The organism is Streptomyces sp. NPDC041940, assembly GCF_055589465.1.
The window spans coordinates 415,190-440,071 of the sequence record NZ_JBVJBP010000001.1 but is presented as its reverse complement, the minus strand read 5'-3'; the positions used below and the strand labels follow the sequence as shown (position 1 = coordinate 440,071).

Genomic DNA, 24,882 nt, shown 5'->3' with positions numbered 1-24,882 from the left:
ACCTCCCGAGGAGGTGGAGAGAATTCTGATCACACGGGTGGAGGGACACGTACGTGGGGGAAAGCAACACCGTCGGCGGCGCCGTGCCACGCATCCCGGCCGGGATCGAGGTGTACGCCGGCGAGGACGGGGCCGTGACATGGAGCGGTGTCGAGCTGACGGCCGACGTGATGCGGGAGTTACAGGCGGGGCCGTGGGCCGAGCGGGCCGGCGACCTGGCCGCCACGCGCGACATCGTCACCGAGTTACGGTCCCTGGCCACGACCGACATGGAGACCACCTTCATCGGCACACTCCTCGCGACCGAGCCGGAGCCGAAGGACTGGCAGTACGGCGAGGCCGTCGCCGAGGTGCTGTTGGAGCACTGGCACGGGGCGGTGTGGCTCTGGGACGGTGGCCGGGACCGGCGGACCCGCAAGGCGAGCCTGCCGGGTGCCGACCTGGTCGGCCTGTGTGTGGCGGACGGTTCGGCCACACTGTTGTTCGGGGAGGTCAAGTCCTCTTCGGAGGCGAAGAGCCCTCCGCAGGTCGTGACCGGCAAGGCGGACGGCATGATCGAGCAGCTCAAGCGGCTGAGTCTCGTGAACGACCACATGACGCTGCTGAAGTGGCTGCGCCACCGCTGCCGGACCGAGGAGCACATCAGCGCCTACCAGACCGCCGCACGGCGCTTCATCAGCTCGGCGGGCAAGGACTTCCGGCTCTTCGGTTGCCTGGTCCGCGACACCGCGCCGTTGGCGTCGGATCTGAGCGGTCCCGCCGCCGAGCTCGCCAAGACGGTCGTGGAGCCCATGCACGCCCTGCTGACGGCCTGGTACCTGCCGATCGCCAAGGCAACCTGGCCCACACACGCGACGGCGGGGGTGGGTGACAGTGGCTGACCTCGGCTGGCTGGAAGGCGCGCTCGACCCCGGGTTCGTGGAGGAGGCCGGGGAGCGGGCGCAGCGCGTGCTCATCGGATCCGCTCTGCGGGCCGTGCACGGGGAGGTGCCCGAGGGCTCCCCGCACAGCCGTGAGGCCGTCGACTTCGCGGTGGACGCCCTGGATCTGCTCGCGTGGGACGCGATCGCGAAGGATCCGAAGGCGGAGTCCACGCGGCGGCTGTGCGCGCAGATGTTCGCCCTGGCGCGGGCCCGGCTGCCGGAGGAGGACTCCCCCGAGGCCCGGCTCGAACTGCTACGTACCGCCTGCCTGGGCTGGATCGCCGACGAGACGCCGCTCGCCGCCCGGCTGCTCGCGGACGTCGAGCTGCCCTCAGTACCGGATCCGGAGGAGGACTGGGAGTCCCGTATCCGGCGGGGGGCGGCCGATGCGTGGCTTCTGCTGCTCCGCAAGCGCGGGTGGGACGATCTCGACGCGTTGGACCATCTCGTGGCGCGGCTGCGGAGCGAGCAGACGGGGGCGGAGGAGCCGTACCTGTCGGCGGCCGGTGAGGATGCCCGGCCCGCCGCCTGGGCGCTGGCAGCCCACTACCACCTGCTGAAGACGGCGGAGCTGCTCGCCGAGTACCTGGCAACCGGGAGCCTGCTGCGCCAGAGTCGCCCCAGCCGTCACTACGGGGTGCGTGAGCGCGTGCAGTCGCACTGCGACCGGGCCCTGGAGGCGGCCACCGCCTCGGCCGACCCCGATCTCGAAGTGCTCGTACGGCTGCTGACCGCCACGGCGGACCAGATCGTCGACAACAGCCTGTGGACGGTGGCCCGCGCGGTCAGCCCCGAAGTGAACGCCTTCGTGGCCTCCCTCGTCGACCGGGGCCGGCCACGTCCCATCTTCGAGGTGCTGCCGCCGCAGCGGATCGCCCTCGCCGAGCAGGGCCTGATCCGGACGGCGCACCGGAGTGTCGTGGTTAGCCTGCCGACCAGCGCGGGCAAGACACTGATCGCCCAGTTCCGGATCCTCCAGGCCCTCAACGCGTACGACAAGCAGCGGGGCTGGGTCGCGTACGTCGCCCCGAACCGGGCGCTGGTCAACCAGGTGACCCGGCGTCTGCGCCGCGACTTCGCCGATCTCGGTATCGGGGTGGAACGGGTCAGTCCCGCCCTGGAGTTCGACGGCCTGGAAGAGGACATGCTCACCGACCGCGGTGAGCGGCAGTTCCGGGTGCTGGTGTCCACGCCGGAGAAACTGGATCTGCTGCTGCGTTCGGGCTGGCAGGAGAAGATCGCCCGTCCGTTGTGTCTGGTGGTGGCCGATGAGGCGCACCATCTGGGGGTAGACGAGCGCGGGATCAAGCTGGAGCTGCTGCTGGCGACCGTCAACCGGGAGGCCCAGGACGCCGGGTTCCTGCTGCTGACGCCCTTCATCGACAACGGTGACACCATCGCCGAGTGGCTGGACAGCGGAAGCCGCCAGTCAGTCGGGCTGTCCGTGGACTGGACGCCGAACGACCGCATCCTCGCACTGGCACGACGCAAGCGGGCCGCGGGCAACGGCGGCTTCCAGGTCGAGCTGGAGCCCCTGGTCACCAGCCGAGGGACGCTCAGCGTCCCCGACCTCCTGCCCCTGGACGGGAACCGGCCCCTGGGCATGTCGTGGTCACAGGCCGGCAGCCCGACCAAACTCGCCGCGGCCACGGCGGCCGTCCTGGCCCAGCGAGGGCAGACCATCACGCTCGCCGGACGGCCCGACTACGCCTGGACGATCGCCAGGAGCATCGCGGGCGGCCGGCCGGATCTGACGGAGGTGAGCGAGGACCTGAGAGCCGTACAGGAGGTCGTGACGGAGGAGTTCGGCGCGGGCTTCCCTCTGGTGGGACTGCTCGCGAAGGGAATCGGCATCCATCACCGGGGCCTGCCGGAGGACATCCGGACGGCGACGGAGTTCCTGATGGAATCCGGTGACCTGACCCATCTGGTGGCCACAACTACCGTCGCGGCGGGCGTCAACTTCCCGGTGGCGAACGTCGTCCTGGCCTCCCATCAGTACCCGTACGGCAACGACATGCCCGCCTCCGACTTCTGGAACCTGGCAGGCCGTGCCGGCCGGGTCGAGCAGGGCGAGGTGGGCCTGATCGCCCTGGCCGCGCCGGACGAGCTACGGGCCGGGCAGCTGCGCGACTTCGTCGGCCGTAAGGTGGCGGACCTCAACTCCACCCTCGTCGACATGGTGGCGAAGGCGCAGAACAGCTTCGGCCACCTCGACCTGCACGTCCTCGCGCATATCCCGGAGTGGTCCGCCTTCGTGCAGTACCTGGCCCACACGTACCGGCAGATCGGGGACCACGAGGAGTTCGCCGAGGAGATCGAGCAGATCCTGCGTGGCACGCTGGGCTTCCAGGACCTGCGGCGTGAGAACCGCGGCTGGGCGGCGGAACTCACCCGCAGCGTACGGGCGTACGCGGAGCGGCTGACCGGCAAGGCGCTCACTCTGGTCGACAGCACGGGCTTCTCGTGGGAGAGCGTCGAGGCCACACTCGGCAGGCTGGGCGACGCGCGGATCGACCGCGAGGTGTGGGCCCAGCCGCTGTTCCAGGGCGACCGTCGGCCCCTCGCTCAGCTCATCGGCCTCATGCTGGAGGTGCCCGAGCTCCGCAAGGGCCTGGCCGAGATCGCCAAGGACCACGAAGGCCGCAGCGGTGACTTCATCGCCCGGGTCATGCAGGACTGGGTGAACGGGGCCTCCGTCACGCAGCTGGCCGCCGACCACTTCAAGAAGGCCGGCGAATCCGACGACCTCAAGGCGATCACCAAGTGCTGCCAACGCCTCTTCGGAGACATGGCGCCCACCGTCTCCTGGGGCCTGTCGGCGCTCCAGTCCCTGACCCTCGGCCAGGAGTTCACAGCACTGCCCCCGGAGTCTCAACGCGAACTGCGCAACATCCCGTCGTACGCGTTCTACGGCGTCCGCTCCGAGGCGGCGATCGCGATGCGGCTCGCCGGAGTACCGCGGTCGGCGGCGGCCCGCATGGCCACCACGGCCACCGCGCCCACCGGTCAGGAGGGTCGGACCACCACTCCCGCCGAGGCCCGCACCCACCTCGCCACGCTGCCCGACTCCGCCTGGCAGTCGGCTCTCGGTCCGAAGGGCGCGGCCTACCGGAGGGTTTGGCAGATTCTCGACGGGGTGCAGTGATCCGGTCGGGCGCTCAGACCACGCACAGGGCCCACAGGGCGTAGGCCCGCCGCGCCTCGGCAAGGTGGGCGGCCGTGGCGTCCGGTACCCCGAAGGAACCCACCGCCCGGTCCGCCAGCAAGCGCAGGTGATCGGCTGCCATACGCACCTTTTCCCCCTCGACACGGTGCCGCTCGGCCGCCAACGCCTCGTCCCGCCGCCACAGGTCCGCCAGTGACCTGTCCCCCGGATCCTCCGCGTCGTGGACGGTGGGTACGCGCGGCAGATCTTCCTCTGTGAGGAGCGGCACGGGCCAGTCGGCGAGTTCGTCGTCATCGTCTTCGGTCTCACCGTCGAGGATGCGGCTCACCACGGTCCGGACCGCTTCCGAGCGGGCGACCTCGGCGGCAAGCGCGTCGAGCCGGTCGAGCACAGGCGGAACCGCGGCACGGTCGCGGGAACGGAGCAGGGCGCCGAGTTCGAGGAGTGCCTCACCCCCTGACGCCTGGGCGCTGTCGAGCAGGTCGTTGCAGCGCCCGATCTCGTCGAAGGCCCGCTGCACGGCCCGTACGGCCAGCTCGACGTTCCTCAACCCGCGGTCCAGGTCGTCCTCGTAGGCCTTGGTCGTCTCGGTCACGTTCCACCCCCATGGTTCCTCTTCCTCAGCGGGAATCTTATGGATCTTCGGAACCGGCACCGCCTCAGATTGACACCGCGACGCTATTCAGCGCTAATAGTCACTATGCCAACTATCGAGCTGGATGACCTGACGCACAGCAAGGTCGTCTTCGCGGCCCGCATCATGGGGTGCAGCCCGTCCGAGGTGGTCAGCCGACTGGTGGAGCTGTGGAGCTCGGCGGAGGATCTCGATGCCACGCCGAAGGACGTTCAAGTGCACGCGGTGTACCGCGGGGTTCGAGTCTCCGGCCTCTTCGATCCGGCCACCCGCACGCTGACGGTCACTGACGGCCCCGGCGCGGGCGCGGCCCACGCTTCCCCCAGCGCGGCGGCCATGGCCGTGATCCGCACCGTGAACCCCGACCGGAACCCGAGCGTCAACGGCTGGTCCTTCTGGCGCGTCACGCGCAGCGGTGAGGAGCTGAAGTCCCTGCGCAGGCCGCCGCGCTCCGTGTGACCATCCGCGTTCCCGTACGCCTCACCGCTCTTCCCACGGAAGGATCCACGCACCATGACCGTCTCGGACACCCCGGCCACCCACCTGCTGATCATCAGCGGCCACGAGCCTCTCGCCTGGGTTCTGAAGAGCCGGCGTATGGCTTTCCCCGCAGGCCGCACCCGCGCCTCACTCAGCCTGAAGAAGGGCGACGAGGTGCTGCTCTACACAACCCGCGGCTGCTTCGGCAATCCGACCCGGGACCTCGGCCGTGTCATCGGCCTGGCCACGCTCACAAGCGAGGTAAGCACACTGGACGAGCCGGTCGCGTTCCAGGAACGCCGGTTCACGGAAGGCTGCCGCCTGCGCATCCACGGTCTGACGCCTTTCAGAGAGGGCGTGGTGCTCCGGGACCTGGTCGACGACCTCCAAGTGTTCCCCGAGCCCCGCACCTGGAGCGTCCGGATGCGCCGTGCCTCACTGAGACTGCCCGAGGCCGACGCGGCACTCATCAAGCGCGAACTGCAGCCGCTGCTCAAACCGTACGGCGCGGTCGTCGGCGACTACGCCCCACAGAGGAAGTGACCCACGTCCCGGAGCGGAGGTCTGGGTAGGGTGATGTCACATCGCGCCGCGTGGGGAGGACGGTCCGTTGCCGCAGCTGGCTTTCGCCAACAGCTTCTGGGACAAGTTCGAGCAACTGGAGAAGCCGGTCCGGGCGGGCGTACGGAAGGCGATGAAGAAGTTCCAGCAGCTCACGGTCGCGGAGATGCACGCCGACAAAGGCCTCCACCTCGAATCCGTCGAGAACGCCGCCGACCGCCGGATGCGAACCATCAGGATCACGGACTTCTGGCGGGGCGTCGTCCTCGCGCCGGACGACGGGGGCGACACCTTCCTCCTGGTGAACGTCGTGCCCCACGACAAGGCCTACGAGTGGGCGGCCAAACGCCTCTACACAGTCAACACCGCCACGCGCGGTCTCGAAGTCCGCAACGTCGTCGCCCTGGAGCAGCTCACGCCCGCACTGGAGCAGACGGCGGCGAAGTCACCCGCCCGGCTCTTCGACGAATTCTCGGACGCGGCCCTCACACGTCTCGGCATCGACGAGGGCACGCTCCGTGCGGCACGGACCATCCTCGACAAGCCGCAACTGGAGGCGTTCTCCTCACTTTTCCCTGAGGACCAGTTCGAGGTGCTGCAGTACCTGGCCGAGGGCTTCGACGAGGGCACGGTCTGGCGCGAGGTCGTCGCCGTCCGGCGGCCGACGGATCCCGGCCCCTACGACCCCGACGACCTGTCCTCCGCCATCGTCAACACGCACAGTCGCATCACCGTCGTCACCGGGGCCGAGGAACTGGAGGACATCCTCACCAAACCGTTCGCGGCCTGGCGCATCTTCCTGCACCCCGCGCAGCGCAGAGTCGCCTACCGGGCCACGTTCACAGGCCCCGCGCAGGTCACGGGCGGCCCCGGCACGGGCAAGACCGTGGTCGCCCTGCACCGGGTGAAGCACCTCCTCGGACGATCGCCCGAGGGCGGCAGGATCCTGCTCACGACATACACCACCGCGCTCGCGAAGTCCCTCCGGGAGAACCTGGCCCTGCTACTCGAAGACGACACGCTCCTGGGACGCGTCGACGTCACCACGGTCGACGCGCTGGCCCGCGACGTCGTCCGACGCCGGCGCGGCTCCGTGCCGAGGATGTGCGACGACGCCGACGAACGCTTCCGCTGGCGCAAGATCCGCCAGGATCTGAATCCCGACTGGAGCGAGCAGTTCCTCTCCCAGGAGTACCGGCACGTCGTCCTCGCCCAGTCCCTCACGTCCGAAGACGCGTATCTGAGGGCCGTGCGCCGAGGCAGGGGATCGTCCTTGGGGCCGGCCAAGAGGACCCAGGTGTGGCGGGCAATGAAGTCGTTCGAGCAGGGCCTGCGCAAGGACGGCAAGCTCACTTACCTGCAGCTGTGCGCGGAGGCCGCCCGGCTCCTGGCCGACCCTGCGACGGGTGGCCCTCCTTACGCGCACGTCGTCGTCGACGAAGCCCAGGACCTGCATCCCGCCCAGTGGCGCGTACTGCGCGGCGCCGTGGCGCCGGCTCCAGACGACCTGTTCATCACCGGGGATCCACACCAGCGCATCTACGACTCCCGGGTATCACTCGGCTCACTCGGCATCCCGGTCGCCGGACGGTCCAGCCGCCTGCGCATCAACTACCGCAGCACGGAGGAGATCCTGCGCTGGGCAGCCCGCCTGATGGAGGAGGAGCCGGTCGAGTCGCTGTCGGGCGACGGTATGGACTCGCTGGCGGGTTACCGCTCACTCCTGCACGGGCGTCGGCCCACTCTCGAGGACTTCGGCGGTGAGGACGCCGAGTTCGCCGCGGTCGTCGAGAGGATTCGTACCTGGGTCGCTGGCGGAGTGGCACCCGCGGACATCGCCGTGGCCGGCCGATTCCACCAGACGCTCGACAAGGTGAGGACGCGATTGGAGCGAGCCGGGCTGCCGGCAGTGCTCGTGAAAGACAGCCCGACTCAGCAGGACGCGGGCGTCCGGCTCGCCACGCTGCACGCCATGAAGGGGCTGGAGTTTCGGTGTGTGGCAGTGCTCGGCGTAACGGCAAGCGCGTTTCCCTTCCAGCCTGCCGTAACCCCGCTTGGTGTGGATCAGCTGCAACACCAAGCCGACATGCTGACCGAGCGCTGCCTACTGTTCGTCGCCTGTACCCGCGCTCGCGAGGAGTTGTACGTCTCCTACAGCGGCAAGGGGAGTCACTTCCTCTAGTCGAGCTGTGGATGTCCGAGGCACTTTTCCGCCGCCTCACACAGCAGGCCACCAAATCAGGCCACTTCGGACTCATCCGCGTTGCGCCCGCAACACCTGGCACGCAAGGATGTTCGACGGACTGTGAGTCACATGTGACATATGAGTACGCTGCGGTGATCACGCAGCGCCACTGCACAGCACACTTACGGGGGTGGGTTGATGAAGTTCGACATGGGGTCGACGACCCTGTCGGAGCTCGGGAAGAGCACGGTCGGGTCGAGTGAGGATCTGGGCACGCTGATCAAGTGGCTGATCCAGGCGGCGGAGCCGTTGGAGGGGAAGTTCAACGGGGCGGGCAAGGCCGCGTTCGACACTTTCAAGCTGAACGCCGACGAGATCACGGCCGCGCTGAACGGTTCGCTGAGCGCGATCCTGGGCGGCCAGTCGGGCATGGACGCCGCGTTCGGGACCGGTGATGTGGAGTTGGAGGACAACGCCCACCAGAACATGGGTGCCGCCAACTTCGACGCGGCTCGCTTCGGCGCACGGTAGCCACGGAAGCGACCACTTTCACCGTCACCGTTGCAGCCGTCACCGTTTCAAGGGGGAATTGATCATGGGGCAGAACCAGGACCGCCGTTCGTACGACACCGGTGCTTCCGGCGAGGTGCAGGTCAGTCTGCACACCGTCATCGGGCAGTTGGAGCGGGTGCTGACCGACCGCGACCGCGCGGTGAAGGCCGCGATGGCCGACTTCACCGCGGACGGCGTCGCCGACGAGTACCACGGCAAGGAGAACCGCTGGCACACGGCCGCCAGTGAGGTCCGCGAGATCATCCGGCTCGTCCGCACCACGATGGAGCAGAACGACGGGACCGCGCAGACGACCCTGGCCAAGGCACGGGCGGCCGTCGACAACATCGGCTGACGGCAAGAGCAGGGAGAGGGAAACGGGGGCTGACGCATGCCGGCGTGGGACATCTCTCCGTCCGGGGTCCAGGGTGTGGTCTCGAACGTGGGCGACGTCATGAAGGCCCTGGACGAGATCGTCCAGGCGTACTCGGGCGATGTGCAGGGTGCGGCCACTTCGGCCGGGACGCTCGCCCCGGGTGGGGCGGGCGGTGAGCACAAGGGACAGACCGGGTTGGTGGCCGCCGCGCTCGCGGAGTTCATGGAAGGCACATCGGACGAGCTGAAGTTCATCGGCGTACGGGTCGGCAAGTCGGTCAACGGCGCGGTGGACGCCACGGTGGCGTACCGCGACGGCGACCTGGAGATGGCCGCGGAGGCGCAACAGCGGGCGGCCGGGCTGGTCAGACCTGACATGCCGGGCGGCTGGAAGGCCGGCCGCCTGTGATCAAGCCGGAGTCCATCCCACTGTTCACGGGCGATCTCGCCCAGCTGGAACAGCACACAGACGCCCTGCGGACCGAGGCGGACGGCATCCGCCAGGCCGGCGGCGAGGCCCACCGGCAGTTCCAGGGACTGTCGGCCTTCTACCAGGCACCGGAGGCGGACGACCTCTTCGCCTCCACCACGCCGGTGCGTGACGCGGCCGACCGGTTCGGGGACAAGGTCGCCACGGTCGCCGACGCGCTGCGGACGTACGCGGCCGAAGTCGCGCCGATCGCCAAGCGCTTGGAGCACTTACAGAATCAGGCGACCACGTTCGTGGCGGGACTGAAGACCGAGGACGGGGCGTTCGACGAGAACTGGACCGACGACGCGGACAAGGTCTCCGAGCACCAGGCCCTGATGCACGACGTGAACGTCGCCCAGGCGCAGTTCGCCGCTGCCGAGATCGCCTGCAACAACAAGATCACGGCACTGGTCGGCGGCACCCAGTACGTGATGAACACCGGCGACAAGCAGTTCATCCCGCGCGGCGCGGAACTCTACGGCTACACCGCCGAGGTCCTGGACCAGGCCAAGGAACTTCCCTGGGGCTCCCCGGTCACCCAGTCCCACGACTGGTACGACCCGGACGACCTCGGCTACTACGCCAAGAGCTTCTTCTGGGACGGGATCATCGTCGACAACGTCTGGGGCACCATCGACGGCCTCGCCACCCTCGCCGGCTTCCACGGCTCCGACAGCGCGGGCCAGGCCTGGGAGGGCTTGGTCCGGGCGGTGGTCGGGGCAGAGACCTATCTGATGGAGTCCGGCGGCCAGAAACCGACCGGGATCTTCGCGACCGACTTCGCCCAGGAGAGCAAGGGCTACGCCAAGGAGTTCGCCAAGGGCTTCGTCGCCTGGGACATGTGGGAGGAGAACCCCTCCCGCGCCGCGGCCACCGTCGTCTTCAACGGCCTCACCCTCGGCGTCGGCCCCCTCAAGGCCGCCTCGGCCGGGAAGGCCGGCGCGGCAGCCAAGACCGCGGCCACGGTCGCGAAGGTCGGCGAGGTCATCGACCCACTCGGCGCCGCGGCCAAGGTGACAGGGCATGCCATTCCAAGGATCGCCCAGGTCACGGAGAACCTGCGCGGCGTGAACAACGTACCCGCACTCCGTAGTCCGCGCAGCGTTCTGGAATTCTCCGACGTCTCCGGGCGCTCCGTGCTTGTCGTCGAGGACGGCAGGTTCGTCGTCCTCAAGGACGGCAAGGTCGTCGACGATGTGCCGATGCCGGAGCGTTCCGTCACGGCAGAAGCGCGACTGGACCAGGAGCGGGAACTTGCCGGGGTCAGCGCGACCTCCCGTGCCCCCGAAGCCGCGGCTCACGCCGACGACAGCGCGTCGCCACACTCACATCACGGGGCGGCGGGCGCTGACGACACCCCTTCAGGACACCGCCGCGACATCTCCTCTGACGGAACAGGCACCGCGTATTCGCACACTTCCGGATCGGGCGGTGGTGGCGGTGACGCCGGAGGCCCGCCGGTCGGTGGAGGTTCGCATGTGCCCGACGGCCCCATGGAGCCTCGCGGCAACCTCCCGGACGGCTCCTGGGAAGGACCGCAGGGGCTGAGGCTCAGCCCGGAGGAGAATGCTGCCACCGGCCAGTTCATGGACCGGGCCTTGGTGACCGAGCCGCGCATCACAGAGGCGATTCAAGCCGCTGCCAGCCATGTCAGGAACGGGCAACTCAATGGTCTTGAGTATCGCTTCAAGGGTGAAGATTCCCTAAAGCGCAAGGTTGCCACAGCCCTGCTCGAGGACGCCCGCCTGACGCCGGAACGCGCTCTGGCCAATATCAGAGACTCCCTTCGATACACAGTTGAGGTTCCCACCAGGGACTACGCACACGGCGTACAGCAGGCAGTCGACGAACTGCGTGCCCGGGGGTTCGAAAACGTCACCTTCAAGAACACCTGGGAGGGCTCGGGTTACAAAGGCATCAATTCCACATGGCGGGATCCTTCGACTGGCCATATTTTTGAGGTGCAGTTCCACACCCCCGAGAGCTTTGCCGCCAAGATGGACACCCATGCCCTCTATGAGAAGGGGCGCCTTCCCGGTATCTCCAGGGATGAATTCGCCGCTGTTCAGACCGCGCAGAACGATCTGTTCGACAGGGTGCCAGTACCCGATGGGGCCGACTCGATTCGACTCGCCCGTGATTTGCGGGGCACAGGATCCACCGACGCTCCCGATATCGACCTGGGGCGGCGCGGAGACGAGTCCGCGCATGCGAACGGGCCGCCGCCGGAACTTACGCCAGAGCAGCGCACATCTCATGACGCACACCTGAATGATCTTGCGCGGCAGTACAGCGACGACTTCGACCAGCTGAAACAGGACCCTGATCACAAGGGAAAGGTGAAGCCGTCGGAAATGGACGAAGCCCGCGTCGCGCTGGATCTACGCGAGAACGGGAAAGTCCCCACCGACATCCAGCGCCCCCCTGGCGCCAATCAGGGCGATCTGCATTCGCCGAGCACCGGAGAGTTCTACGACATCAAGGGCGTACACTCGGACTGGCCCCCACTGAACAATGTCCGCGACAAGTCCCTGCCGTTCAAGGGAGCCTACAACCCCGCGAAGAACCAGGGCTGGGTGCGCAAACTGGAGGATCAGATCGTCACGAAGGGGCGCATGGTTATCCTCGACATGCGCAATGCCAATCAAGCGGCGATCGACGACGTCAAGTCGATCGTCGAGCAGCACGGGTGGAGTGATCGAGTTGTCTGGTATCCGTGACGTGCGGCGAGTCGTCCGGGTGATGCCGCCCGATGCTGAAGCCGCAGCCGTCCTACGGGAGTGGGTCGAGCAAGCGGACTCACTTCTGGACGTCTCGGCCCTCGACCTGTCCCGAGCCGACCTGTCGGGTGCGGACCTCGCCATGGCACTTCTGTCTCAGACGATCCTCCGGAGCGCCGGACTCGTCGGCACCGACCTCTATCGGGCGCATCTGGAAGGTGCCGTCCTCGATGATGCCGACCTCACTGATGCGTCGCTGGTCAAGGCTGAACTCGACGAGGCTTCCCTTCGTGGAGCCACTCTGAACGAAGCAGACCTGGGGAGTACCAGCCTCTACGCGGTCGATGCCCGGTCGGCAAGCTTCCGGGCAGCGAGGCTCGATGGCGCCTCCTTGATCGACGTCAGGCTCGAGGGCGCCGACCTCACCAACGCGTCAGTGCGTGAGACGTCCTTGAAGGCAGTACTCGACGAGCACACGGTCGTACATGGGCTCTCCGGCACGCTCTTCGGCCCTGCGGTCATCAACCACGCGGGTGTGCGGCGCGAGATCAGCGGAGTGGATCTCGAGCGGTGGCTGAACAGCCGCGGAGCGAAGGTGCATGTTCTCGTCCCACGCTCTGGTCACATCACCTACTACGCCAAGTTCAGCGAAGGTTACTCGCGCAGCAATCCTCAGGGCATCGTCAGACGCCGCATGGTGAACGGCGTAGCACATGACGAGGCATTCACCAGGAATCTGCGCTGGGAACCAACGGAGTACCTCCGGCTCTACGCGCTGGGGCACAACGAGGTCGACCACGTGGAGATCAGCGAAGCGGAAGCCGTCGCGTTCATCGAAGAAGTCACGGGACAGAACACGTAGCCGGTGCGGCAGGCACAGACAGCGGCAGCCGGGAAGCGAAGGGTGGATTGCAGGTAACCGTGACAGCCCAGGACTACGACAACCAACTCCTCGAATCGGTGTCCGTCCGCCGCCGTCGCCTCCGCGACGCCCTCCTCTTCGGCGCACAGCGGCAGCGGCGGTCGCTGGACGAACGGGTCGGAAAGGTGTTCGCCGGCGTGGTGATCGCGGCGGTGGTCTGCGCCGGATGTGTGGGGTGGTCGTTCGTGTCGCACAGGGTCATCGGCAAGAGCCCGTACGGCGCGTCTGTGCCGTCCTCGGACCAGAACTCCCCCGCCACTGCCGCCCCATCTGCCTCTTCTTCTCGGTGATAGGTTCGAACGCGTGAATTCCACGGGGTCCTTGAGCCGTTCGGCGACCAACAGCCGTACGGCGCTCAGCCGGATCACCCTGGTTGGTGAGCGGCGACGGGTCGACCTCGTGGTGCCTTCGCGCGAGCCCGTCGGGGTTCTGCTGCCGGAGGTCATGCGCATCCTGGACGACCAGGTAGGCGATCGGCCCGAGTTGAGGCATCTGGTCACCCCCGACGGGTCCGCGCTCGCGCACGACAGCACCCTGGAGTCGGCCAGTGTGACCGACGGGGCCGTGCTGCGGCTCGTGCGAGTGGAGGATGCCCCGTCCGCACCCGTCGTCCATGACGTCACCGACGAGGTCGCCGACGATCTCGACATGCGCCACTGGCGGTGGCGGCCCGCGGTGCGGCGCGTCGTCGCCGGGTGTGCGACCGTCCTCTGGGCCTTGGCCGCCGGGCTCCTGGCCCGGGACCACTTCACCTTCTCCGCCGTCGGAGCGGGGCTGCTCGCCGTTGCCGCGGGGTGCGCCGTAGCCGGTGCCGTCCTCGGCCGTGCCCGGCGGAACGCACTCGCCGCCACACTGATCGTCACTGCCGCCGCGCTGTCCGTCCTGGGCACCTGGACCTCCGCCGATGCCTATGCCTGGGGCGGCGGCGTGCGACTGGCTGCTGTCGCTGGGAGCGTGGCGGTCGCGCTGTTGCTCGCCGGATGGTTCACGCCGCTGGGGCGTGGGGCGCTGACCGGTGCCGGGACTGTCGCCTGCGGCCTGGTGGTGTGGGAAGCCGCCCTCGGGCTTCAGGGCGGTGCGCAGACCGTCACCCAGCAGGCCCGGGTAGGTGCGCTGGTCGCCGTGGTCTCCGTCGTCGCCCTCGGGATGCTGCCGCGGCTCGCGCTGATGGCGTCGGGGCTGACCGGGCTGGACGACCGGCGCACGGGCGGGGTGTCGGTGAGCCGTTACCAGGTGGGTACGGCGCTCGCGGCCACCCACCGTGGGCTGGTGCTGGCCACCGTCGCTCTCGCCGCTTCTGCGGGTGCGGCCGGTGTGCTCGTCCTTCGTACGGTGTCGGTGTGGACGGTGTCCCTCGCAGTCGTCGTGATGCTGGTGCTCGCTCTCCGGGCCCGCGCCTTTCCGCTCACCGCCGAGGTCGTGGTGCTGCTCGTCGCGGCGGCCGTCGTAGCGGTGCGGCTCTTCGTGGTGTGGGGAGAGCACACGGCAGCCACCACTGGTCCCGTGGCCGCGCTCGGCCTCCTCGCCGTCGTACCGCTGGTGGTGCTGGCTGTGGAACCGGCGGAGCATGTGCAGGTGCGGCTGCGGCGGGCCGGTGACCTGCTGGAGTCCGTGGCCGTGATCGCCCTGTTCCCGTTGGTGATCGGCGCGTTCGGGGTGTACGGGCGGCTGCTCGACACCTTCGCGTAGGGCGGGGTGACCGGCATGACAGGGGGAGGGGACTGGCAGCACGACGTGCTGCGCGAACTCACAGACGGCCATCCGGACCCGGTCACACCGGCCGTGGCCGAACCGTCGGAAGTCCAGGCCGCTTCCGAACCGCCCGACCCCACACCGCCGCCGGCGCCGGTTCCCCACCAGCCACGAGACCCTCGCGTCCCGGCCCCGGCCCCCGAATCCCACCCCACCATCGACCCCCGCCTCGCCATCGCCCTGGGCAGCCCCCAGCACGGCGACTCGGCCGCGCGCCGCGCCGGAGCCTCCCTGCGCCGCCTCACCGCCTCCGCCACCCAGGAGGTCGCCGAACAGACACGCCTCGCCGAGGAGTTGCAACAGCCCGTCACCACCGGACGGGTCATCGCCGTCACCTCGATCCGCGGCGGCGTCGGCAAGTCCACGGTCTCCGCGCTGCTCGGCCGTACCTTCAACCACTACCGGCACGATCCGGTGCTCACCCTGGAGGCCGACGCGGCCCTCGGCACGCTCCCGGTGCGGATGGGCGTGGACACGGTGCGCTGGTGCTGCGCCGACCTCGCGAGGATCCTGACGCCGGCTATGCAGCTCACGGACATCACCGGATACCTCGCACCCGTGGCCGACGGCGGCTGGCTGCTGCCCGCGAGCCAGGGGCGGGTCGGCGCCCCGATGGACATGCGCACCTACCGGACGGTGACGCTGGCGCTGCGCCGGTACTTCGCTGTGACGGTGGCGGACTGCGAGACACTGCCCGGCGAGGTGGCCCGTACGGCGATGGACACCGCCCACGCACGCGTGGTCGTCGCCCCGATGACCGCCGAGGGCATTCACGCCACTCGCCAAGTGCTCGACTGGCTCGGCCAGTTGCCACACTCCGCGCTCGCCACCACCGTGGTCGCCCTCAGCGCGAACTCCCCCGACACCACCATCGACGCGAAGACGGCCGCCGCCCACCTGCGCGAGGCCGGCGTGCCCGTCGTCCTGCTTCCCTACGACCGTCATCTCGCCCAAGGAGGCCCCATCCACACCGCCATGCTGGGCCGGAGCACCCGGGACGCGGCCGTCCGCCTGGCGGCCGAGGCGATGCGGCGGGCGGTGAGGGTGCGATGACCCAGCAGGTGATCCACCGGCCCGCCCGCAGCACCCGCCCCCTCGATCCCGGCGAACCCCGCACCGTCGAAGCGCCCCCGAACCTCCCGGAGGGCAAGGTCGGCAACGCCGCCACCGCGCTGCTGCCCATGGCCGGTGTCGTCAGCTCCGTCGTGCTGATGACGGTCATCCGCAACAGCCAGTTCGCCGCGATCGGCGCGATCGTGCTGGTCGTCGCCCTGTTCGGCGCGGTGGCGCTGTTCCTGTCCCAGCGCGGCAAGGCGCAACGCACCCGGCGCGTGCAGCGGGAGCGCTATCTGGAGTACCTGGAGAAGCTGCGTGAGGAACTGGGCGCCAACGAGCGGGAGCGGCGGCAGGCGGCGCGCGAGCTGAATCCGCTGCCCGAGGCCCTGTACGACCTCGTCCGGGACCCGGCCCGGCTGTGGGAGCGGCGTCGGCAGGACCCCGACTTCCTCCACCCGCGCATGGGCACCGGTGACGTACCGGCCCATGAGCTCGCCATCGAACAGAACAGCACCGGCGGCGTCCTCACCCCGCCGGACCCCTTCATGCTCAACGAGGCCCGCGCCCTCCAGGGCCGCTTCGCCACCGCCACTGACTTCCCACTCACCGTGCCACTGGACCGGGCCGGGAACGTCAGCGTCATCGGCGACCGGGAGAACGTCCTCCGCGTCGCCCGCGCCCTGCTGCTGCAGACCGCCGTGACGCACGCGCCGGACGACGTCGCCATCGCCCTCGGCACCGGCGACGAGCCGGAGTGGGCCTGGGCCAAGTGGCTGCCCCACGTCCTCGATCCACAGACGTACGACGGGCCGGTCGCCGCCCGCCGCATCGCCCCCGATCTCGCGGAGCTGGCCCGGCTGTGCGGCCCCGACCTTCGGCAGCGCGCCGCCTACGCGGCCGAGGTACGCCGCGGCCTGTCCGGCAGGACCAAGGACGCGTTGCGCCTGACCTCCCGCATGCTCGTGATCAGCGACTCCTACGGCGACGTCGCCGCCGAACTCCCCCGCCCCGACTCGGCAATCGGGCTGCAGGACATGGGTGTCACCGTGCTGCACCTGCTTCAGCAGCAAGTGCACGAGCCCGACCAGGTCAGCGTGCGCATCACCGTCCACGGCGACCGGATCGTCATGGACGACCTGCGCGCCCCGAAGACCGCCTCCGCCCAAGGCACGGTGGACGCGGTAACCACCGCCGGAGCAGAGGGGGTCGCCCGCATGCTCGCGCCCTTGCGCCTGTCGGCCGAGTCGGCGGCCGAGGGCACGCCCGTGTCCGGCCCGGTCGACTTCCCCGCGCTGCTGGGCATCGACGACCCGGCCGCCCTCGACCTGCACCGCCTGTGGGCGCCCCGCAACGAGCGCGACTTCCTGCGCGTCCCCATCGGCCTCACCGACCGCCACGAGCCGGTGCTGCTGGACCTGAAGGAGTCCTCACAGCTCGGCATGGGCCCGCACGGGCTGTGCGTGGGCGCCACCGGCTCCGGCAAGAGCGAGCTTCTGCGCACCCTCGTCCTCGCTCTCGCCGCGACCCACTCGCCCGAGGATCTGGCCCTGGTCCTGGTCGACTACAAGGGCGGCGCCACCTTCGCCCCCTTCTCCGAGCTTCCCCACGTAGCCGGTGTGATCACCAATCTGGAGAACCAGGCCGGGCTCGTGGAACGCGTCCACGCCAGCCTCGCCGGCGAGGTCAAGCGCCGCCAGCAGGTCCTCAAGGACGCCGGGAACATCGCCGACATCGGCCACTACGCCACCCTGCGCGCCACGACCCGTTCCGACCTGGAGCCCCTGCCCCATCTGTTCGTCGTCATCGACGAGTTCGGCGAACTCATCACCGCCAAACCGGACTTCATCGACCTTTTCCTGTCCATCGGCCGCATCGGCCGCTCCATCGGCGTCCATCTGCTGCTGTCCAGCCAGCGCATCGAGGGCGGCAAGCTCAAGGGCCTGGACACCTACCTCTCCTACCGACTGGGCCTGCGCACCTTCTCCGCCGACGAGTCCCGCACCGTCCTCGACACCACCGACGCCTTCCACCTCCCGCCCCTGCCGGGCTTCGGCTACCTCAAGGTCGACACCTCCACCTACAAGCGCTTCAAGGCCGGATACGTCTCGGGGCGCTACCGCGGACCGGCCCGGCAGGACCGACGCGACGACGAGCCACTCGCCCGGCCCTACCTGGCGTACAACACCCCGCAAGAGACCGAGGCGGTGGAGGAGCCCGTCGCCACCCAGCGGGAAACCGGCCCGACCGTCCTGTCCGTCATGGTCGCCCAACTAGCCGCGGCGGCACCGCCGGTACGCCGCGTCTGGCTGCCCCCGCTGCCCGACGCCACCACCCTCGACACGGCCGCAGGCCCTCTCCACGCCGGCCCGGACGGTGTGCGCCTCGCCCGCGCGAGCGGCCCGATGAGCGTCCCGCTCGGCGTCCTGGACGACCCGGCCCGCCAGTGGCAGCGGCCATGGCTCCTGGACCTGACCGTCGCCGGCGGGCACGCCGCCGTGATCGGCGGCCCGCAGTCCGGCAAGACCACCCTCCTGCGCACCCTCGCCCTCTCCCTGGCCCTCACCCACACCCCGTACGACGTCGCCGTGTACGGCCTCGACCTGGCAGGCGGCGGCCTGTCCGCCCTCGCCGGGCTCCCGCACGTAGGCGGCATCGCCTCCCGCGCCGACCACGAACGGGCCGCCCGCACGGTCGCCGAGGTGCGCGGCATGCTGACGCGACGCGAGGAACTGTTCCGCGAGCACGGCATCGACTCGGTCGGCCAACTGCGCCACCTGAGGTCCAAGGGAGGGCTGCCCGAGCTGGCCGCCACCGACATCGTGCTGATCGTCGACGGCTTCGGTGCGCTGCGCGACGAGTTCGCCGACCTGGACGACGCGGTGACCGACCTGCTCAAGCGCGGCGGAGGCTACGGCATCCACATCGTCGCCGGCATGCTGCGCTGGAACGACGTCCGCATCGCCACCCAGTCGATGTTCGGCACCCGCGTCGAACTGCGCCTGAACGACCCGGCCGACTCCTCCATCGACCGCAAGCTTTCCGAGACCCTCGCTCCGGGCGCCCCGGGCCGCGTCCTGACGGACGGCAAACTGTTCGCGCAGGTCGCGCTGCCCCGCATCGACAACCGGCCGAAGACAGCCGACCTGGGCCCCGCCCTCGAACGCGCGGCCCGCACCCTCCGCGCCTCCTGGCACGGCGAACTCGCCCCACCCGTACGGGTCCTGCCCACCCGCCTGTCCGCAGCCGAACTGCCGACACCGGCAGCCGAACCGGCGATGATCCCCGTGGGCGTCGACCAGGAGACCCTCGCGCCGGTCCTGCTGGACCTGTTCGGCACCGACCAGCATCTCCTGGTCCTGGGCGACAACGAGTGCGGCAAGACGAACCTGCTGAAGCTCATCGCCACCCAGCTCGTCCGGCGACACGGCGACAAGGAACTCGTCTTCGGCGTCTACGACCCGCGCCGCGGCCTGCGCGGCGTGGTCCCCGAGCCCTACCGCGGCGGCTACGCCCACAACGCCAAGCTCGCGGGCGCGCTGTCCGCCGGCATCGCCACAGAGCTGGAGAAGCGCCTGCCGGAGACGGCGGACCCCGACGCTCCGCTGACCACCGAACCCGCCTTCACCGGGCCCCGCATCGTCATCCTGGTCGACGACTACGACATCCTCACCACGGCCGGCCAACAGCCCCTGGCGCCCTTCCTGCCGTACGTCTCCTCCGCACAGGACATCGGCCTGCACTTCGTCATCGCCCGCCGCACCGCGGGCGCCTCCCGCGCACTCTACGAACCTCTCTTGACCACCTTGCGCGAAACCGGCGCCACCGCACTCGTCATGACCGGCGACCGCACCGAAGGCCAGCTCTTCCCCGGCCTCTACGCCTCCCGGCAGCCGCCCGGCCGGGGCACACTCGTCCGCCGCGGACGCCCCCACCAGCTCACCCAGACCGCCCTCGCAAGTGAAGAAGGCCCGTGACCAAGGACGTCATCGCCCTCACGCCCAAGATGCCGGACCTGCCCACCCTGCTCGCGGGCCTCTACGCCGGCGGGCCCGACCTCGGCGTGAACACCGCGGCCGAGGGCGCCGTCGTCCAGCTCTGCGCACCCGACGGCCGTCCTCTGGTCTCGGTGGAGACGCCCATCCTCGTCCAGGTCCCCGGCGAGACCACCCGCCTGCTGGACCACACGGTCGAGGAAGGGCCGGTGTGGTGGACCGAGGCCCGCGCCTCCACCGCCGTCGCCGAAGCCGCACGACTCGCGGGTTCCTTCGCCGGACGTCTGGCCACCGTGCTGGGCGGGACGGTATGGCCACCGGAGGCCGCCACGACCGACGTCGTCCCCCTCACCACCGACGTCTCGGCGATCCCGGCCCCCGCTACCACCGCCCCTGCCGTGGACGTCCTCACCGACACCACCGCCGTGGTCATCCAGGACCGCCCTCTGATCGCCATGACCAGCTGGCTCTCCGACGCCCTGCGTACCGCCACGAGCACCGACCGCGCTCTGCAGATCGTCACCCCGCCCACAGCACGCCTCACCCTCCCCACCCGCACAGCCCTGCGCGGCCTGCCCAACCGCTGGGTCGTCCAAGACCCTGAGTACGGCTACTACGACGGCCTGTCCGGCGCCGTACTCCACTGGAGGAACGGCACCTTCGCCCCCGTACAGGACGAGCAAGGCTCGACCCGGATCGCCGAAGCCTTCACCCCCGCCCCCGACGCCGGTGACCGCCAGCTGATCCTCACCTTGCGCACCCGCCACCCCGCCGACGAGAACCTCGTCCTCGGCGGCGCCCTCGAAACCGCCTTCCAACGCCTCACCGGCACACCGCCCGCGGGCTGGAGCACCGCCGAGCCCGTCAACCTCCCCTGGTCCACCCGCCAGTTGACCGACCTGGCCCGAGCCCGCGCGCCCCAGCCCACCTGGCTCGTCGCCGTCGGACACCCCGACCGCCCCGCCCTCGCCACCGTCCGTGTACAGCGCACACCGGCGGGGGTCGAGGAGGACATCACCCTCGCGCTCGGCTACGGCGGCGACGAGACACCGCCCCTGGACACCATCGAGGAACTGGCGACCGCGCTCGACGCCGAGCACCGTCTCGTCACGCTGCTCACGTCACTGCGCGCCGCCCGCCGCGACCTCACGGTTCCACCGGCCTTCGAAGCCCCACCCGTTCCCGTCACGTTCACACTCGGCAGCGGAGAGGCAGCAGCCATCGGCCAGGCCCGTGCGACCCACCCGCCTGACGGCCCCCGGCCCACGCGGCTCGGTCCCGGAAGCGAACCCGCCCTCCACTACTCCCTCGGCGACGGAAGCGACCCCCAGGCCTGGAGCGTGTTCCAGCGCCTCGTCCAGCATCTGAAACGCGTGTGAAGTCCGGCCGGCGCAGCCCCCGAATGACCGGAAAGGGGGCCGCGGGAAGCGGCAGACGAGTCGGGCTGTACGCCGGGTTCTGTCGCCCGGTCGCCTCGCGGCGGCCGGGGAGACGGCCATCCATCTAGGGCCGGCGTTGCCGCCGGCCTCGTGCGGTCTACCCGCGGACTCGGGCGGGCAGCCCTCGGTCGTCCGCGCAGAGCCGCTTTTTACGGCGGCTCCTCTTGACCTTGCTCCGGGTGGGGTTTACCTAGCTGCCCAGGTCACCCTGGGCACTGGTGGTCTCTTACACCACCGTTTCACCCTTACCCAGTGCCGAAGCGCTGGGCGGTTTGCTTTCTGTGGCACTGTCCCGCGGGTCACCCCGGGTGGCCGTTAGCCACCACCCTGCCTTGTGGAGCCCGGACGTTCCTCGGGAAGCTCCCCGTCAGGGGGACTCCACGCGGCCGTCCGCCCGGCTCGTCTGCCGTGTCGACCATGGTACCCGGCGGACAACACGCTTCGGCGCCGCGGCCGCCGTGGCCAGTACCGAGCCCGCCAGGATCAGGGTGAACGCGACGCCGATGCCCAGCGTCAGCTCCTCGTCCAGGAACAGCGCGCCCGCGGCGACCGCCACCGCCGGGTTGACGTACGTGATCACGCCGGCCCGCGTCGGGCCGACCTCCTTGATCAGCTCCAGGAAGGCCACGAACGCGATCGCGGTGCAGACGACGCCCAGGCCGGCGAGGGCTGCCAGGACCTCGCCCGACGGCATGGTGGCGGGCCTGGTCAGGAAGGCCGCGGGGGCGTAGACGGCGGCGGCCAGCGTGAGGCACGGGGTGATCAGCTGGAGCGTCGGGACGTCCTTGAGGTACCGGGCCGCTATCAGCGGGGCCGTGGCATAGCCGACGACCGTCACCAGCACCTCGGCCATCGACAGGGCGTCGCCGCCGGTGAGGTGCGGCAGGGTGAGGACCGTGACACCCGCGAGGCCGAGGGACAGGCCCGCGACGCGGCGGGCGCCCACGTGTTCCTCGGCGCCGAAGAAGCGGGCCAGGAGCAGGGCGACGATCGGCACGCCCGCGATGAGAAGTCCGGCGGTGGAGCTGGACAGGTGACGTTCGGCGTCGGTCAGGGTCCACCAGGGGCCGACGATCTCGATGACGGCGAAGGCCAGCATCGGCTTCCAGTGCGCCCGCACGGTGCGGCCGAAGCCGCCCTGGCGCAGGGCGAAGGGCAGCAGGAGCGCGGCGCCGAGGGCGCAGCGTGCGAACACGACCATGGACGGGGACAGCTCGTCCACCGCCACCTTGATCATCAGGTAGGGGACGCCCCAGATCACGCCCATCAGGGAGAACAGGAACCAGCCGCGTGCAGTCATGCGGTGAGTCTCGGCCGTCTCACCCCGCCGTGTCTTGAACGCTGTTGCGGTACGCAGCCGGGGTCACCCCCAGGACCCGGCGGAACCAGCGGGTGAGGTGTGCCTGGTCGGCGAAGCCGACGAGTCCGGCGACCTCGGCGGGGCGCAGGCCGGTTTCCAGGAGTCCGCGGGCCCTGGCGACCCGGTGCTGGGCGAGCCAGGCGTACGGCGGTACGCCCATGGTCGTGCGGAAGGCGCGCAGGAGCTGGTAGCGGGAGAGGCCGAGGTCGGTGGCGAGGGCGGCCAGGGAGGGAGGGTCCAGCAGTTCGTCGGCGAGGCGGTCGCGTACGGACCTGGCGATGTGGCCGGCGCCGGGGATCACGTCCGTGCTCGCCCTTGCCGTGGAGTGGCGGCGGGCCAGGGCCGTGAGCAGCCAGGGCAGCCGGGACTCGGCTTCCAGCGGGTCGGGGCAGGCGCTGAGGTCCGTGTGGGCGCGGCGGAGGGCGGCGGCCAGGTCAGGGTCGTGGAGGACGGCGTCCCGGAAGTGCGGGAGGCCGCCGTCGAGAGTGCCGTCGGTGAGGAGGGAGGGTTCGGCGTAGAGGGCCTGGTACGCGTATCCGTCGGCGGCGGCCGGGCCGCCGGTGTGCATCTCGCCCGGTTCCAGGACGACGATCGAGCCGGGGTAGGAGTGGATGCGGCCCCCTCGGTACGCGATGACCTCCGAGCCGCCGACCGTGACGCCGATGGTGAACTCGGTGTGGGCGTGGGGCGCGTAGACGTGCTGGTCGAAGTGGGCGGTGAGGAGGTCGAGGGGTGGGCCGGCCCGGCCCAGGCGTGCTCTGGTCCAGCGGGCCTGTTCTCGCATGCGGTGCTGTGTGCTCACGTCGTACCCCCGGCGCATAGAGGATCAGAGCAAGCCGGTGGTGTCCAGGGCTTGTGCACTTGACCTTGCCGCAACGTCAACGTCTTCACTGGTCCCATGCGGATCGGAGAACTCGCCGTCGCCGTGGGCGTCACCACGCGGGCTGTGCGGCATTACCACCAGCTGGGCCTGCTGCCCGAACCGGAGCGGCGGGCGAACGGGTATCGGGAGTACGGGTTGCGGCACGCTGTCGTGCTGGCGCGGATCCGGCGGTTGACGGAGCTGGGGCTCGGGCTCGCCGAGGTGCGGGACGTGCTGGCGGACGAGGCCGGGAAGGACCTGGTCGAGGTGCTGACCGAGCTGGACGAGGATCTGGCGCGGCAGGAGGGGGCCATCCGGGAGCGGCGGGGGCGGTTGCGGGTCCTGTTGGAGGCGGAGGGCGGGTTGCCGGCTGAAGGGCCGGTGTCGCCCGAGCTGGCCGCGTTGTTCGCCGGGTCGGCGCAGGTGTCGGACTCGCCGATGGCCGCCAAGGACCGCGAGATCATGGCCTTCCTGGAGACGGCCATGCCGGACGAGGCACGGGAGCAGCTCGTGTCGTCGTTGGGTGACGCCCTGGGGAATCCCGCGGCCGTGGCGCGGGCGCATGAGGCGTACGCGCTGCTCGACGCGCTCGTCGAGGCGGAGCCGGACGATCCGCGTGTCGAGGGGGCGGCCCGGGCGCTGGTCGGCTGCATTCCCCCGGGGCTGTTCCCGGAGGTCGGGGATCTCGACCACGACGACAGTGTGATGCGCGCCTTCTACGACGATCTGGCCCCGGCCCAGGCGGAGGCCATCCGCCGCACGCTGCGCCTTCTCACCGAGGAGCGACGATTCACCGAGGAGCGGCGATGAGGATCGCGCGGCTGCTCGTCCGGCACGAGGTGCGGGTGCTCGTGAGTCTCGTGCTGTGGGTGGCACGGCGGACGGAGGGGACCAGGGGTGGTCAGGCGTTCGGGTACGCGCGGGGGCAGGGCGCGATGATGTTCGGGTTCGGCTTCGTGTGTGTCGTCGAGACCGTGGCGATGTCCGTGCTGCTGCGGGACTGGCCGACCGTGCACGCCGTCTTCCTCTTCCTGGACGTGTACGGCGTCGTCTTCGTCGTCGGGCTGCACGCCTCGTCCGTCGTACGTCCGCATGTGCTGGATGTGGACGGCGGGGCTCTGCGGATCCGGCGGTACGTGCATGTCGATCTGCGGGTGCCGTTGGAGCGGATCGCCTCGGTGCGGCGCGAGCTGCGGATGACGCACGAGCCGGCCGACGGGGAGCTCAATGTGGAGGTGGGGTCCCAGACCACCGTCACGGTCGAACTGACGGAGCCCGTCACTCATTTCACCTTCTTCGGGCGTCGGCGCGCGGTCCGTGTCGTCCGGTTTCACGCCGACGACGCCGACGGGCTCGTCCGCGCCCTCGGCCAAGCGCGCGTCTGAGCCCACCCTGAGCTCCCCGTACGCTGTCGGGCGGAGTTCGATC

General features: G+C 70.0%; 19 protein-coding genes, 1 other RNA gene and 1 pseudogene. 17 read left to right on the top strand and 4 right to left on the bottom strand.

Annotation, left to right across the window (positions count from 1 at the left end; genetic code table 11):
- Positions 1–53 precede the first annotated feature (53 nt).
- Together ACZ6I3_RS01960 and ACZ6I3_RS01955 are read left to right on the top strand one after the other, a co-directional pair.
- Entirely contained in the window at positions 54–881 is an 828-nt protein-coding gene (locus ACZ6I3_RS01960) for a hypothetical protein (RefSeq protein WP_469410905.1), read from the top strand.
- Positions 868–4,071, top strand: coding sequence for a DEAD/DEAH box helicase (locus ACZ6I3_RS01955; RefSeq protein WP_469410904.1), 3,204 nt, complete (start codon positions 868–870; stop codon positions 4,069–4,071). Before ACZ6I3_RS01960 ends, ACZ6I3_RS01955 begins: the two co-directional genes overlap by 14 nt.
- A gap of 13 nt (positions 4,072–4,084) precedes the next feature.
- On the opposite strand, the gene ACZ6I3_RS01950 is transcribed toward ACZ6I3_RS01955, so the two are convergent.
- Entirely contained in the window at positions 4,085–4,687 is a 603-nt protein-coding gene (locus tag ACZ6I3_RS01950; RefSeq protein ID WP_469410903.1) for a hypothetical protein, read from the bottom strand.
- 105 nt (positions 4,688–4,792) lie between these two features.
- Between ACZ6I3_RS01950 and ACZ6I3_RS01945 the strand changes: the two genes are divergently transcribed.
- The 13 genes from ACZ6I3_RS01945 (at position 4,793) to ACZ6I3_RS01885 (ending at position 21,172) form a co-directional block, all read left to right on the top strand.
- Positions 4,793–5,185: a hypothetical protein gene (locus tag ACZ6I3_RS01945; protein WP_469410902.1), complete on the top strand. Its 393-nt coding sequence runs from the start codon at positions 4,793–4,795 to the stop codon at positions 5,183–5,185.
- Positions 5,186–5,239: 54 nt separating this feature from the next.
- Complete coding sequence (locus ACZ6I3_RS01940) at positions 5,240–5,749, top strand: EVE domain-containing protein (protein ID WP_469410901.1); 510 nt, start codon at positions 5,240–5,242, stop codon at positions 5,747–5,749.
- 67 nt (positions 5,750–5,816) lie between these two features.
- The gene (locus tag ACZ6I3_RS01935; RefSeq protein WP_469410900.1) at positions 5,817–7,949 is read left to right on the top strand and encodes a UvrD-helicase domain-containing protein; all 2,133 of its coding nucleotides are present in this window, start codon (positions 5,817–5,819) and stop codon (positions 7,947–7,949) included.
- Between the two features lie 201 nt (positions 7,950–8,150).
- A complete protein-coding gene (locus ACZ6I3_RS01930; RefSeq protein ID WP_469410899.1) occupies positions 8,151–8,483 on the top strand; it encodes a hypothetical protein in 333 nt (110 codons plus the stop codon).
- Between the two features lie 64 nt (positions 8,484–8,547).
- Complete coding sequence (locus ACZ6I3_RS01925) at positions 8,548–8,859, top strand: pore-forming ESAT-6 family protein (RefSeq protein ID WP_469410898.1); 312 nt, start codon at positions 8,548–8,550, stop codon at positions 8,857–8,859.
- A 36-nt stretch (positions 8,860–8,895) separates the two neighbouring features.
- On the top strand, positions 8,896–9,288 hold the full coding sequence (locus tag ACZ6I3_RS01920) for a DUF6507 family protein (protein WP_469410897.1): 393 nt from the start codon (positions 8,896–8,898) through the stop codon (positions 9,286–9,288).
- A complete protein-coding gene (locus ACZ6I3_RS01915; RefSeq protein WP_469410896.1) occupies positions 9,285–12,071 on the top strand; it encodes a hypothetical protein in 2,787 nt (928 codons plus the stop codon). Before ACZ6I3_RS01920 ends, ACZ6I3_RS01915 begins: the two co-directional genes overlap by 4 nt.
- A complete protein-coding gene (locus ACZ6I3_RS01910) occupies positions 12,046–12,933 on the top strand; it encodes a pentapeptide repeat-containing protein (protein ID WP_469410895.1) in 888 nt (295 codons plus the stop codon). The genes ACZ6I3_RS01915 and ACZ6I3_RS01910 overlap by 26 nt, the downstream gene beginning before the upstream one ends.
- Before the next feature lie 59 nt (positions 12,934–12,992).
- Positions 12,993–13,283 carry a hypothetical protein gene (locus ACZ6I3_RS01905; RefSeq protein ID WP_469410894.1) on the top strand — a complete coding sequence of 97 codons (291 nt, stop codon included), beginning with the start codon at positions 12,993–12,995 and terminating at the stop codon, positions 13,281–13,283.
- Between the two features lie 13 nt (positions 13,284–13,296).
- A complete protein-coding gene (gene eccD / locus ACZ6I3_RS01900; protein ID WP_469410893.1) occupies positions 13,297–14,682 on the top strand; it encodes a type VII secretion integral membrane protein EccD in 1,386 nt (461 codons plus the stop codon).
- Positions 14,683–14,697: 15 nt separating this feature from the next.
- Positions 14,698–15,798 carry a hypothetical protein gene (locus tag ACZ6I3_RS01895; RefSeq protein WP_469410892.1) on the top strand — a complete coding sequence of 367 codons (1,101 nt, stop codon included), beginning with the start codon at positions 14,698–14,700 and terminating at the stop codon, positions 15,796–15,798.
- Positions 15,795–19,775, top strand: a complete 3,981-nt coding sequence (gene eccCa, locus ACZ6I3_RS01890) for a type VII secretion protein EccCa (protein ID WP_469410891.1) — start codon at positions 15,795–15,797, stop codon at positions 19,773–19,775. Before ACZ6I3_RS01895 ends, eccCa begins: the two co-directional genes overlap by 4 nt.
- Positions 19,772–21,172, top strand: coding sequence for a DUF6177 family protein (locus ACZ6I3_RS01885; RefSeq protein WP_469410890.1), 1,401 nt, complete (start codon positions 19,772–19,774; stop codon positions 21,170–21,172). Before eccCa ends, ACZ6I3_RS01885 begins: the two co-directional genes overlap by 4 nt.
- A gap of 52 nt (positions 21,173–21,224) precedes the next feature.
- Here the strand turns inward: ACZ6I3_RS01885 and rnpB are convergent.
- From rnpB to ACZ6I3_RS01870, 3 genes and pseudogenes are all read right to left on the bottom strand, one after another.
- Positions 21,225–21,634, bottom strand: an RNA gene (gene rnpB / locus ACZ6I3_RS01880) — RNase P RNA component class A.
- Positions 21,635–21,752: 118 nt separating this feature from the next.
- Positions 21,753–22,469 (bottom strand): annotated as a pseudogene (locus ACZ6I3_RS01875) (DMT family transporter); the annotation flags it as partial.
- An 82-nt stretch (positions 22,470–22,551) separates the two neighbouring features.
- Complete coding sequence (locus ACZ6I3_RS01870) at positions 22,552–23,376, bottom strand: AraC family transcriptional regulator (protein WP_469410889.1); 825 nt, start codon at positions 23,374–23,376, stop codon at positions 22,552–22,554.
- Between the two features lie 114 nt (positions 23,377–23,490).
- On the opposite strand from ACZ6I3_RS01870, the gene ACZ6I3_RS01865 reads away from it, so the two are divergent.
- Together ACZ6I3_RS01865 and ACZ6I3_RS01860 are read left to right on the top strand one after the other, a co-directional pair.
- Positions 23,491–24,264, top strand: a complete 774-nt coding sequence (locus tag ACZ6I3_RS01865; RefSeq protein WP_469410888.1) for a MerR family transcriptional regulator — start codon at positions 23,491–23,493, stop codon at positions 24,262–24,264.
- Complete coding sequence (locus ACZ6I3_RS01860) at positions 24,261–24,839, top strand: hypothetical protein (RefSeq protein WP_469410887.1); 579 nt, start codon at positions 24,261–24,263, stop codon at positions 24,837–24,839. Before ACZ6I3_RS01865 ends, ACZ6I3_RS01860 begins: the two co-directional genes overlap by 4 nt.
- The last annotated feature ends 43 nt before the right edge of the window (positions 24,840–24,882 follow it).

Bases quoted from the DNA above. Each gene is read 5' to 3' on its own strand.
- ACZ6I3_RS01945 (WP_469410902.1), top strand. From the start codon at position 4,793: ATGCCAACTATCGAGCTGGATGACCTGACGCACAGCAAGGTCGTCTTC.
- ACZ6I3_RS01940 (WP_469410901.1), top strand. From the start codon at position 5,240: ATGACCGTCTCGGACACCCCGGCCACCCACCTGCTGATCATCAGCGGC.
- ACZ6I3_RS01930 (WP_469410899.1), top strand. From the start codon at position 8,151: ATGAAGTTCGACATGGGGTCGACGACCCTGTCGGAGCTCGGGAAGAGC.
- ACZ6I3_RS01925 (WP_469410898.1), top strand. From the start codon at position 8,548: ATGGGGCAGAACCAGGACCGCCGTTCGTACGACACCGGTGCTTCCGGC.
- ACZ6I3_RS01920 (WP_469410897.1), top strand. From the start codon at position 8,896: ATGCCGGCGTGGGACATCTCTCCGTCCGGGGTCCAGGGTGTGGTCTCG.
- ACZ6I3_RS01895 (WP_469410892.1), top strand. From the start codon at position 14,698: ATGACAGGGGGAGGGGACTGGCAGCACGACGTGCTGCGCGAACTCACA.
- eccCa (WP_469410891.1), top strand. From the start codon at position 15,795: ATGACCCAGCAGGTGATCCACCGGCCCGCCCGCAGCACCCGCCCCCTC.
- ACZ6I3_RS01870 (WP_469410889.1), bottom strand. From the start codon at position 23,376: ATGCGAGAACAGGCCCGCTGGACCAGAGCACGCCTGGGCCGGGCCGGC.
- ACZ6I3_RS01865 (WP_469410888.1), top strand. From the start codon at position 23,491: ATGCGGATCGGAGAACTCGCCGTCGCCGTGGGCGTCACCACGCGGGCT.
- ACZ6I3_RS01860 (WP_469410887.1), top strand. From the start codon at position 24,261: ATGAGGATCGCGCGGCTGCTCGTCCGGCACGAGGTGCGGGTGCTCGTG.